Annotated in this window: 10 protein-coding genes; 2 read left to right on the forward strand and 8 right to left on the reverse strand. The window is 72.8% G+C overall.

Going from position 1 to position 10,756, the window contains the following annotated elements:
- Positions 1–118 precede the first annotated feature (118 nt).
- Positions 119–1,363 (forward strand): MFS transporter, encoded by a 1,245-nt coding sequence (locus ACYU8I_RS07400; protein ID WP_460839053.1) that lies wholly within the window; start codon positions 119–121, stop codon positions 1,361–1,363.
- On the opposite strand, the gene ACYU8I_RS07405 is transcribed toward ACYU8I_RS07400, so the two are convergent.
- The gene (locus tag ACYU8I_RS07405) at positions 1,356–2,480 is read right to left on the reverse strand and encodes a GNAT family N-acetyltransferase (RefSeq protein WP_460839055.1); all 1,125 of its coding nucleotides are present in this window, start codon (positions 2,478–2,480) and stop codon (positions 1,356–1,358) included. The genes ACYU8I_RS07400 and ACYU8I_RS07405 overlap by 8 nt on opposite strands.
- A gap of 49 nt (positions 2,481–2,529) precedes the next feature.
- Complete coding sequence (gene trpS, locus ACYU8I_RS07410) at positions 2,530–3,618, reverse strand: tryptophan--tRNA ligase (protein ID WP_460839057.1); 1,089 nt, start codon at positions 3,616–3,618, stop codon at positions 2,530–2,532.
- Positions 3,619–3,688: 70 nt separating this feature from the next.
- Here trpS and ACYU8I_RS07415 point away from each other — a divergent pair, with 70 nt between their 5' ends.
- Complete coding sequence (locus tag ACYU8I_RS07415) at positions 3,689–4,210, forward strand: 2'-5' RNA ligase family protein (protein ID WP_460839058.1); 522 nt, start codon at positions 3,689–3,691, stop codon at positions 4,208–4,210.
- Positions 4,211–4,260: 50 nt separating this feature from the next.
- Here ACYU8I_RS07415 and ACYU8I_RS07420 read toward each other — a convergent pair whose 3' ends face one another.
- The 6 genes from ACYU8I_RS07420 to ACYU8I_RS07445 all read right to left on the reverse strand — a co-directional run bounded on the left by ACYU8I_RS07420 (position 4,261) and on the right by ACYU8I_RS07445 (position 10,668).
- Complete coding sequence (locus tag ACYU8I_RS07420) at positions 4,261–5,004, reverse strand: succinate dehydrogenase/fumarate reductase iron-sulfur subunit (protein ID WP_460839059.1); 744 nt, start codon at positions 5,002–5,004, stop codon at positions 4,261–4,263.
- The gene (locus ACYU8I_RS07425; RefSeq protein ID WP_460839061.1) at positions 5,005–7,026 is read right to left on the reverse strand and encodes a fumarate reductase/succinate dehydrogenase flavoprotein subunit; all 2,022 of its coding nucleotides are present in this window, start codon (positions 7,024–7,026) and stop codon (positions 5,005–5,007) included.
- Positions 7,027–7,077: 51 nt separating this feature from the next.
- Positions 7,078–7,785, reverse strand: a complete 708-nt coding sequence (locus ACYU8I_RS07430; protein ID WP_460839062.1) for a succinate dehydrogenase cytochrome b subunit — start codon at positions 7,783–7,785, stop codon at positions 7,078–7,080.
- 49 nt (positions 7,786–7,834) lie between these two features.
- Positions 7,835–8,986 (reverse strand): PP2C family protein-serine/threonine phosphatase, encoded by a 1,152-nt coding sequence (locus ACYU8I_RS07435; protein WP_460839064.1) that lies wholly within the window; start codon positions 8,984–8,986, stop codon positions 7,835–7,837.
- A gap of 66 nt (positions 8,987–9,052) precedes the next feature.
- Complete coding sequence (locus ACYU8I_RS07440; RefSeq protein WP_460839066.1) at positions 9,053–10,006, reverse strand: glycosyltransferase; 954 nt, start codon at positions 10,004–10,006, stop codon at positions 9,053–9,055.
- Positions 10,007–10,086: 80 nt separating this feature from the next.
- Positions 10,087–10,668 (reverse strand): GNAT family N-acetyltransferase, encoded by a 582-nt coding sequence (locus ACYU8I_RS07445; protein WP_460839067.1) that lies wholly within the window; start codon positions 10,666–10,668, stop codon positions 10,087–10,089.
- Positions 10,669–10,756: the final 88 nt, after the last annotated feature.

Genomic DNA, 10,756 nt, shown 5'->3' on the forward strand with positions numbered 1-10,756 from the left:
CGGGTGAGCGTACGACGGCCCGTCCGGACCGCGAGGGCGAGCAGGGAGCCGTGACGGGCGCCACCACCAAACATCCGGCAATCGGGAACACGAGGAAAGCGTCGTGGTTGAGCCAGGAGTGAGCACCACGACCCAGGCCACCGACCTGACCGAACCGGCGCTCCGGGAGGCCGACGTACGCCGCCCCGGCGCCGGGTGGGCGCTGCTGGCGCTCGCGGTCGGCTCGTTCGCGATCGGCACGACCGAGTTCGTGAGCATGGGCCTGCTGCCGCAGCTGGCGGCGGGCGTCGGGGTGAGCATCCCGACCGCCGGCCACGTGATCTCGGCGTACGCCGTCGGGGTCGTCGTGGGCGCGCCGGTGCTGGCGGTGCTCGGCGCTCGGCTGCCGCGCCGCGGGCTGCTGCTCGCGCTGATGGGCGTGATCCTGCTCGGCAACGTGCTGACCGCCTTCGCGGTCAGCTACCCGACACTGGTGGGGGCGCGGTTCCTCGCCGGCCTGCCGCACGGTGCCTACTTCGGCGTCGCGGCGCTGGTGGCCGCCGACCTGGTCGCCCCGCACCGCCGGGCGCAGGCCGTCAGCCTGGTGATGACGGGCCTGACGGTCGCCACCCTGCTCGGCGTGCCCGCCGCGACCTGGCTCGGCCAGGGTCTCGGCTGGCGGGCGGCGTACGGCCTGGTCGTCGCGCTCGCCGCGCTCAACCTGCTGCTCGTCGCCCTGCTCGTGCCGCGCTTCGCCGCCGACCGGGGCGCGAGCGGCCGCACCGAGCTGCGGGCGCTGAAGGAGCCGCAGGTGCTGCTCACCGCGATCAGCGGCGCCATCGGCTTCGGCGGCATGTTCGCCGTCTACACCTACGTCGCGCCGATCGTCACCGACGTCGCCGGCCAGCGCGAGGGCCTGGTGCCCGTCTACCTGACCGCGTTCGGCATCGGGTCGGTGCTCGGCACGCTGCTCGGCGGTCGCCTGGCCGACTGGTCGGTGCTGCGCTCGACGGTGCTCGGGGCGCTCGCCATGGGCGTGCTGCTCGCCGTGTTCGGCGTGGTGGCGTCGTCGTACCTGCTGGGCGGCCTGGTGCTGATGCTGCTCTCGGCCGCGGGCGGCGTCTACACGATCGGCCTGCAGATGCGGCTGATCCAGGTGGCCGGCCGCGCCCGCACCCTCGGCGCCGCGCTCAACCACTCCGCCCTCAACGCCGCCAACGCCCTCGGCGCCTGGCTCGGCGGCGTCGTGGTCGCCGTGGGCCTCGGCTACCGCTCCACCGCCTGGGTGGGCGTGGCCCTCTCGCTCGCCGGGCTCGTCGTGCTCGCCGTGTCGGTCGTCCTGCAGCGCCGCACGTCGCAGCGCGAGCGCGCCGACCTCAGCTGACCCACTCGTCGACGAGCAGGTCGTAGAGCAGCGAGTCGGCCCAGCGGCCGTCGCCGAGCAGGGTGTCGGCGCGCTTGCGACCGACCTCGCGGAAGCCGGCCGCGACCAGCAGCCGCTGCGACGCGGTGTTGCCGTCGGCGGCGTCGGCGTACAGGCGCCGCAGCCCGAGGCCGCCGTCCTCCCAGGGGACGAAGCAGTGCCGCAGCGCCAGCCGTACGGCGGACCCCGTCACGCCGCGCCCCCGGGCGTCGGGGTGCGCCCAGTAGGCCAGCTCGGCCTCGCGCCGGTGCTGCACGCCGAACAGCGTCACCTGGCCCAGGTAGACGTCGGTCACCGGGTCGGCCACGGTCCAGGCGAGCCCGGTGCCGGCGGCGACCGGCTCGTGGCGGCTGTCGAGGAAGTCGGCGTGGCTCTCGAGCGTGTGGGGCGCCGTGTCGCGCGGCCCCTGCAGCCAGTGCTGCAGGACGGGGTCGCTGCGCGTCTCGACGATCCGCGGCAGGTCGCGCTCGGCCAGCGGGCGCAGCGTCACCCCGTCGCCCCGCAGCACCGGCACGTCGAACCACGGGTGGCGCGGTGACATCTCCTCGCCCGCGACGAGCGAGCCGTACCAGGAGGCGACCTGGGTGCCGCGCTGCTCGCTCCAGCACCGACCGGGCACCACGTCGAAGCCCAGGCGCCAGGCGAGCCGCCGCGAGGCCCAGTTGCCGCGGTAGGCGAACCAGTCGACCACCTGCAGGTCGCGCTCGGCGAAGCCCCAGGCGAGCAGGAGCCGGGCCGCGCGCTCGGTGAGACCGCGGCGGCGCGCAGCCGGGTGCGTGCCGTAGCCGATCTCCGCGCGGCCCCCGCCGCGGTCGACGAGTCCCATCGAGCCCACGAAGAGCTCCTCGTCACCGTCGCGTGCGGTGACGGCGAACTCCCACGACCGGTCGCTCTCCCAGCCGCCGGGCACGAGGTGCCGCACGAAGGTCTTGGCGTCGTCGAGGGTGTAGGGGACCGGCACCGTCGTCCAGCGCTGCATCTCGGGGTCCTCGCACTGCTCGAGCACCCGTCGTACGTCGTCCTCGCGGTGCGCGCGCAGCGTCACCACCCCGTCGGTGAGCAGCGGCGCCCGGGTCATCGGTCGACCTCCACGGCGAGGGCGGCACCGACGAGCCGGGCGCCCGAGGTCACCGGTAGCTCATCCCCATGGCCTCGCGGACCTCGTCGAGCGTCGCCTCGGCGACCTCGTTGGCGCGGGCGTTGCCGCGGCGCAGCACCTCGTCGACGTACGACGCGTCGGCCTCGAGCTCGGCCCGACGGGCCCGGACCGGGGCGAAGTAGGTGTTGACGGCCTCGGTCACGCGCTTCTTCAGCCCGCCCCCGCCGCCGTCGCCGATCTCGTCGGCGATCTGCTCGGGCGGGGTGCCCTCGCACAGCGAGGCCAGGGTCAGCAGGTTGGCCACCTCGGGCCGCGTCTGCGGCTCGAAGGTGATGTGGCGGTCGCTGTCCGTCTTGGCGCCCTTGAGCCGCTTCGCGGTCTCGTCGGCGCTCATGCGCAGCTCGATGGTGTTGTGGCGCGACTTGCTCATCTTGGCGCCGTCGAGCCCCAGCAGCAGCGAGGTGGAGGAGAGCAGGGCGGCCGGCTCGGGGAAGACCGGCGCGAAGCGGTCGTTGAAGCGGCGCGCGATGACGCGGGTCTGCTCGAGGTGCGGCAGCTGGTCGCGCCCCACCGGCACCACCCCTGCCTTGCAGAACAGGATGTCGGCCGCCTGGTGCACCGGGTAGGTCAGCAGCAGGCCGCCGATCGAGGTGATCCCGGCGGCCGCCGCCTCGTCCTTGACCGTGGGGTTGCGCTGCAGCTCGGCCACGCTGACCAGGCTGAGGAAGGGCAGCACCAGCTGGTTGAGCGCGGGCACCGCCGAGTGGGTGAAGATGGTGGCGCGCTCGGGGTCGAGGCCGCTGGCGATGTTGTCGAGCAGCAGGTTGCGCACGTTGCCGGCGATGTCGCCCGCCACCTCGCGGTCGGTGATGACCTGGTAGTCGGCGACCAGCTGCCAGATCTCGGCGCCCGCCTCGAGCAGCCGCACCCGGTTCTGGATCGAGCCGAAGTAGTGGCCCAGGTGCAGCGCCCCCGTGGGCCGGTCACCGGTCAGCATGCGCAGCGAGCGGGGGTCGTCGGCGAGCTGCCGCTCGATCTCGGCGCTGCGGGCGAGCGCGGCGCGGAAGGTGTCGCTGTGCTGGGCCGGGGGCGCGGCCTGGCCGGGGGCGGTGCTCATGGGGTCCTCTCGGGAGACCGGACGGGCGGGGGCCAAGTCTACGAACGGCGGTCGTGGCTAGGCTGCGGCGGTGCCCACCATCGGCGTCTCGCTCGCGGTCCCCGACCCGTGGGGTGCCGAGCTGCAGCAGCGTCGGTTGGCGTTCGGCGACGAGGCCGCACGGCACATCCCCACCCACGTCACGCTGCTGCCGCCGTACGACGCCTCCGACGACGAGCTGCTCGAGCTGCGGTCCCACCTCGGGGCGGTCGCGTCGTCGACCGTGCCGTTCCGGGTGCACCTGCGCGGCACGGGCACCTTCCGTCCGGTCTCGCCGGTGGTGTTCGTCAACGTCGTCGAGGGCATCAGCGACTGCGAGCAGCTCGCGGCCGCCGTGCTGCGCGGACCGCTCCAGGTCGAGCGGGCCTTCCCGTACCACCCGCACGTCACCGTCGCCCAGCACCTCGACGACGACGATCTCGACCGCGCCTTCGCCGAGCTCGCCGACTACGAGACCGACTTCGACCTCGACTGCATGTGGCTCTACCGCCACGACGAGGAGCTCGGCTGGCAGCCGGAGGCGGCGTACGAGTTCAGCGGGCACCAGCGCTGACGCACGAAGGACGCCGCCCCTCGGGGTGGCGTCCTTCGTGAGGCAGGTGCTCAGTGACCGTGCTTGATGGCGGTGCGCAGGTCGCGGTTGAGCTGGCTGATGACGTCGAGCGGGATGCCCTTGGGGCAGGCCGACGCGCAGGCACCGATGTTGGTGCAGCCGCCGAAGCCCTCGTGGTCGTGCTGGGCGACCATGTCGACGACGCGGGTGTCGCGCTCGGCCTGACCCTGCGGCAGCTCACCGAGGTGGGTGACCTTGGCGCCGAGGAAGAGCGACGCCGAGCCGTTGGGGCACGCCGCGACGCAGGCGCCGCAACCGATGCAGGTGGCGACGTCGAACGCGCGGTCGGCGTTCTCCTTCGGCACCGGGGTGGCGTGGGCGTCGGGTGCGGCACCGGTGTTGACCGACACGAACCCGCCCGAGGCGATGATGCGGTCGAAGGCCGACCGGTCGACCATGAGGTCCTTGATGACCGGGAAGGCCGAGGCCCGCCAGGGCTCGACCGTGATGGTCTGGCCGTCGCTGAAGGACCGCATGTGCAGCTGGCACGTCGTGGTGACCTCGGGACCGTGCGGCTCGCCGTTGATCATCAGGTCGCAGCTGCCGCAGATGCCCTCGCGGCAGTCGTGGTCGAAGACGATCGGCTCCTCGTCGCCCTCGATGAGCTGCTCGTTGAGCACGTCGAGCATCTCGAGGAACGACATGTCCTCCGACACGTCGTCGACCTCGTAGGTCTTGATCCCGCCGGGGTCCTTCGGACCGTCCTGGCGCCAGATCTTCAGGGTCAGGTGCATCTACTTGTAGCTCCGCTGCTTCATCTCGGTGAACTCGTAGACCAGGTCTTCCTTGTGCAGCACGGGGTTCTCACCCTCGCCCGCCCACTCCCAGGCCGCCACGTAGGCGTACTGGTCGTCGTGGCGCAGCGCCTCGCCGTCCTCGGTCTGGGACTCGGCGCGGAAGTGGCCGCCGCAGGACTCGCGCCGGTTGAGCGCGTCGATGCACATCAGCTCGCCCAGCTCGAAGAAGTCGGCCACGCGACCGGCCTTCTCCAGCGACTGGTTGACGGTGTCGGCCGACCCCAGCACCTTGACGTTGCGCCAGAAGTCGTCCTTGAGGGTGCGGATGAGGTCGATCGCCTTCTTCAGGCCGTCCTCGGTGCGCTCCATGCCGCAGTACTCCCACATGATGTTGCCGAGCTCGCGGTGGTAGGAGTCGACGCTGCGGGTGCCCTTGATCGACAGGAAGTGGTCGATGCGCGACTGCACCGACTGCCGGGCCTCGACGACCGCCGGGTGGTCCTCGGAGATCTTCTCGAAGGGGGAGTCGGCGAGGTACTCGCGGATGGTGTTGGGGAGCACGAAGTAGCCGTCGGCCAGGCCCTGCATCAGCGCCGAGGCCCCGAGGCGGTTGGCGCCGTGGTCGGAGAAGTTGGCCTCGCCGGCCACGAACAGCCCGGGCACCGTGGACTGCAGGTTGTAGTCGACCCACAGCCCGCCCATGACGTAGTGCACGGCGGGGTAGATGCGCATCGGCACCGAGTAGGGGTCCTCGCCGGTGATGCGCTCGTACATGTCGAAGAGGTTGCCGTACTTGGACTCCACCGCCTTGCGGCCCAGGCGCTCGATGGCGTCGGCGAAGTCGAGGTAGACGCCGCGGCGCACCCCGTCGACCTCGGGGCCGACGCCGCGGCCCTCGTCGCACATGTTCTTGGCCTGGCGCGAGGCGATGTCGCGCGGGACCAGGTTGCCGAACGCCGGGTAGATCCGCTCGAGGTAGTAGTCGCGGTCGTCCTCGGCGATCTCGCGCGGGTCCTTGTCGGCGTCCTTGGCGTCCTTCGGCACCCAGATGCGGCCGTCGTTGCGCAGCGACTCGCTCATCAAGGTGAGCTTGGACTGGTGCGCGCCGGAGACCGGGATGCAGGTGGGGTGGATCTGGGTGTAGCAGGGGTTGGCCATGTAGGCGCCCTTGCGGTGGGCCCGCCAGGTGGCGGTGACGTTGCAGCCCATCGCGTTGGTGGAGAGGAAGAAGACGTTGCCGTAGCCACCGCTGGCCAGCACCACGACGTCGGCGAGGTGGGTCTCGATCTCGCCGGTGACCATGTCGCGGGCGATGATGCCGCGGGCGCGACCGTCGACCTCGATCAGCTCGAGCATCTCGTGGCGGGCGAACATCTCGACGGTGCCGGCCGCGACCTGGCGCTCCAGGGCCTGGTAGGCGCCGATGAGCAGCTGCTGGCCGGTCTGGCCACGCGCGTAGAAGGTGCGGGACACCTGCACGCCACCGAAGGAGCGGTTGTCGAGCAGGCCGCCGTACTCGCGGGCGAAGGGGACGCCCTGCGCCACGCACTGGTCGATGATGTTGGCGCTGACCTGGGCCAGTCGGTAGACGTTGGACTCGCGCGAGCGGTAGTCGCCGCCCTTGATGGTGTCGTAGAAGAGCCGGTGCACCGAGTCGCCGTCGCCCTTGTAGTTCTTGGCGCCGTTGATGCCACCCTGCGCGGCGATCGAGTGGGCCCGCCGCGGGGAGTCCTGGTAGCAGAAGGACTTCACCTGGTAGCCGGCCTCGCCGAGCGTCGCCGCGGCCGCGCCGCCCGCCAGGCCGGTGCCGACGATGATCACCGAGACCTTGCGACGGTTGGCGGGGTTGACGATGCGCGCGTCGAAGACGCGGGTGTCCCAGCGGTCCTCGAGCGGGCCCTCGGGGGCGTTCTCACGACCCGTGAGCGGCTCGCCGGCGCTGTAGTAGCCCGCGGCGTCGTCGTGGCGCTGGGGGTCCTCGGGGGAGGACGGGTCGGCGGTCTTGAGCGTTTCGGTCATGCGTTCCTCACAGGGCTGGGTCGTGACGCACAGTGACGGGGTGCCCGAGCGCTAGGAGATGACTCCCAGCAGCACGGAGATCGGGACGAGGGAGAAGCCGCCCGCGACGACGACGGCGAGCACCAGGCCGGCGCGCTTCCACAGCACGCGCTGGCGCACGGAGTTGGTCAGGCCGAGCGTCTGCCCGGCGCTCCAGACGCCGTGGTGCAGGTGCAGACCGAGGGCGAGCATCGCGACGAGGTAGATCAGCGTCAGCCACCACACCTCGAAGGAGTCGACCATCAGCTGGAACGGGTTGTTGGTCTCCCCGCCCTGCGGGTTGATCTTCACGACGGTGAAGTTGAGCAGGTGCCAGACGATGAACAGCAGCAGCGTGACGCCGCCCCAGCGCATCCACTGCGAGGAGAAGCTCGCGCCGGTGCGCTTCTTGACCACGTACTTGGTCGGCCGGGCCGCGTTGGCACGGCGCCACAGCGTGACCGCGGCGTAGACGTGCAGCACCAGCGCGCTCAGCAGCACCACGCGGGCGATCCACAGGAACCCGGAGTAGGGGAGCAGCGGCTCGCCCAGCTCACGCAGGTGCTCGGCGTAGTCGTTGAACGCCTGCTCGCCGGCGAAGGCCTTGAGGTTGCCGTACATGTGCGCGAGCACGTAGGCGACGAAGATCAGGCCGGTGGTCGCCATCACGAGCTTCAGCGCGATGGTCGAGCGCGTCGACGACCTGGTGGTCTTGGTGGGAGTCGCAGTTGCCACAACCATCACCGTATCCCCACCTCGCAGGCGGTAGGCCCACCGGGAGTGTGAGATATCAGACGGGATCCTCACGTACGCCGCTCGTAGCAGCGGCCGTCGCCGCCGGGACGGGCTCGCGGTGCAGGATCAGCACGGCCCGGTCGTCCTCCCCGCGGCTCACCTCGGAGATGACGCGGCGCGCGGCGCCGTCGAAGCCCGGGGCGACCGCCACCGCGGCGCGCTCGCCGAGCCAGTCGAGGCCGACGTCGAGGTCGTCGGAGCGGAACTCGATGACCCCGTCGGTGTAGAACATCAGCGCGTCGCCGGGCTCGAGCACGCCCGTGACCGCCGGGATGTCGGGGTCGGGCACGATGCCCAGCGCCATGCCGGCGGCGGTCTCGCGCTGCCACGCACCCGCGGCCGCCGACCACCGCAGCGCCGGGGGGTGGCCCGCGCTGGTGAGCGAGTAGGCGCCGGAGTCGAGGTGCACCAGGACGTGCACGGCGGTGGCGAAGCTGTCGTCCTGGTGCAGCCGCAGCAGGAAGTCGTTGGCCGTCTGGAGCAGCCGGTCGGGCGGCAGCGCCCCGAGGAGCCCGCCGATCGCGCCGCCGAACTGCAGCGCCTGGGACGCGGCTCCGACGCCCTTGCCGCAGACGTCGACGAGGATCATCTCGAGCCGCTGCTCGTCCTCGTCGAGCCGGGCGACCAGGAAGTCGCCGCCGTAGCCGACGCCGCTCGCGGCGAGCATGGCGGACTGCGAGCTCCACCCGTCGGGCAGCGCGGGCACCCGGCCGCTGGCCTGCAGCCGCCGGCGCAGGTCGTCGAGCATCGCCTCGCTCATCGGCCCGGGCAGGCCGCTGTGCTGGCGGCTGGAGGTGAACAGGATCAGCGCCATCGACAGGGCGGTCGTGACGAGCGCGCTGATGCGTGGCCCGTCGAGCCCGGCCTGGGTGGCCACGGCGTACGGCGCGAGCACCGCGGTCACCCCGCACAGCACGGCGAGCGGGACGAACCGGAGCAGGATCATGCCGAGCAGCAGCCACACGTAGTAGGCCGTGAGCGGCAGCAGCTCGTACTTCGTCATGGAGACCGCGAAGCTCGCGACCACCCCGAGCAGCAGCGCGGCCAGCGTGAGCCCCTGGCTCTCGCGGCTGCCGGTCTTCCAGGTCGCGACCGGGTCGGCGAGGTAGCGACGCACCCGCGTCGACAGCGTCGTCGTGCCTGCCATGCCACCTGCCCCCATCGGTCCCCGCCGTCCGGGGTCCTCCCAGGATAGGCGTCGGCCCCGACCCGCCTACCCTCGGCGCACCTCGTGCCCGGTGAGCAGCGGACGGGCCGCGGCCGGGTAGTGGTCGTCGGTCAGCTCGGCGACCGCCAGGTCCCAGTCGCGGTCGGCGACCGAGTCCCGGGTGGCGGCCGCCAGGGTGAAGCGGAGGTCGGGGCTCGCCCCCAGCCGCGCGACGGCGCGGGCGAAGCCGTTGCCGCCCCGGTCGGTGCCGACCAGGAGCCCGTTCTGCTCGTGGCGCACGGCGGTGGCCGCCGTGCCGTTGTCGTAGGCGACGACCGGGACGCCGCTCGCGAGCGCCTCGAGGACGACGGGGGAGCAGACCTCGCGCCGGCGCGGCTGCACCAGGACGTCGAGGCTGGCCAGGCAGCGGGCCCGCTCCAGCCCGGTGACGTGGGGCAGCACCTTGGCGCCGTGGGCGCGCAGCGCGGCCGCGCCGGGGCCGTCACCGAGGGCGACGAGCCGGACGCCCGGCAGCTTCGCGACCGCCGCCAGCCGCGAGACGACCTTGCGCCGCTGAAGCGGGCCGACGTACCCGACGACCAGGAGCCCGCCGTCGGGGGCGTGGGCCCGCGACCAGCGGTCGTGCAGCTCGGCGTCGCGCAGCCCGGGGTGGTGGTGCGCCAGGTCGACCCCCGGCCCCCACACCTTGGGGTGCAGCACCAGCGACGGGATCGCGAGCTGGTCGGCCGCCTCGGCGACCTTCATCCCGAGACGGTGGGGGTCGACGAGGTGCACCAGGTCGGGCCGGGAGAGGCGCAGCGCCTCCCTCACCGCGGAGACCGGCGTCATGCGGCTCGCCCAGAACACCCGCGCGCCGTGGAAGCTCGCCTGGCCACGGCCCGTGGTGAACAGGGCGACGTCGTGGCCGCCCGCGACCAGGCGCACGACGACCTCGCGGGTGACGCGGGCGCTGGGCTCGTCCGCCGGGGTGAACAGCTCGGTGCTGAGGGCGATGCGCATGGCCCCACCCTGGGCCCGGGGGGTGGCCGACGGGTGACGACGCGACGTGGCGCCGGTGAACGGGTGGCCGACCGCGGGGCTCAGCCGGGCACGATGCCGTGCAGGCACACGTCGTGGCGCCGTACGCCGCCCGACTGCTCGGGGTCGCGCAGCGGCAGGTAGCTGCGCCGCACGCCCTCCTGCTCCATCCCCGCCGCGAGGGCGACACGGCACGAGGCGGCGTTGTCGACGCTGTGGTCGAGCTGGACCCGCGCCGCGCCGGGACCTTCGGGGTCGTGCAGCAGCCAGCGCACGAGGAGCCGCAGCGCTCGGCTCGCCACGCCCGTCCCGCGGGCGTCGGGGTGCACGGCGTACCCGACGTCGACGACGCCCATCGTCGGGTGGGCGCCGTGGCGCCAGGCGAGCTCGCCGAGGAAGCGGTCGGGGTCCGTCTGCGCCGCGACCGCCAACCTGCCGGGCTGCAGCGCGCCCAGTGCGGCCGCCGACCCGGTGACGCGCTCGTCGACCTGCTCGAGGTCGCCGGGCACCGGCACCCCGGCCGGCACCCCGAGCGCCAGCTGCAGCGGGTCGTGGGCCAGCTCGAGCACCCGGTCACGGTCGCCGGGGGCGAGCGCGCGCAGCACGAGGCCCTCGCCCTGCGCGGGGAACCCTCCGCTCGTCACGCCGGGACCCTAGTGCGCCACGCCCGGTCCTGGGCTACTGACGGGTATTTCACAGTCCCTGGGCACCGGACGGCCCCTGTCCCTATGG

The sequence above is a fragment of the Nocardioides marmoraquaticus genome, from assembly GCF_054777915.1.

Bases quoted from the DNA above. Each gene is read 5' to 3' on its own strand.
- ACYU8I_RS07425 (WP_460839061.1), bottom strand. From the start codon at position 7,026: ATGACCGAAACGCTCAAGACCGCCGACCCGTCCTCCCCCGAGGACCCC.
- trpS (WP_460839057.1), bottom strand. From the start codon at position 3,618: ATGAGCACCGCCCCCGGCCAGGCCGCGCCCCCGGCCCAGCACAGCGAC.
- ACYU8I_RS07435 (WP_460839064.1), bottom strand. From the start codon at position 8,986: ATGGCAGGCACGACGACGCTGTCGACGCGGGTGCGTCGCTACCTCGCC.
- ACYU8I_RS07440 (WP_460839066.1), bottom strand. From the start codon at position 10,006: ATGCGCATCGCCCTCAGCACCGAGCTGTTCACCCCGGCGGACGAGCCC.
- ACYU8I_RS07430 (WP_460839062.1), bottom strand. From the start codon at position 7,785: ATGGTTGTGGCAACTGCGACTCCCACCAAGACCACCAGGTCGTCGACG.
- ACYU8I_RS07405 (WP_460839055.1), bottom strand. From the start codon at position 2,480: ATGACCCGGGCGCCGCTGCTCACCGACGGGGTGGTGACGCTGCGCGCG.
- ACYU8I_RS07420 (WP_460839059.1), bottom strand. From the start codon at position 5,004: ATGCACCTGACCCTGAAGATCTGGCGCCAGGACGGTCCGAAGGACCCC.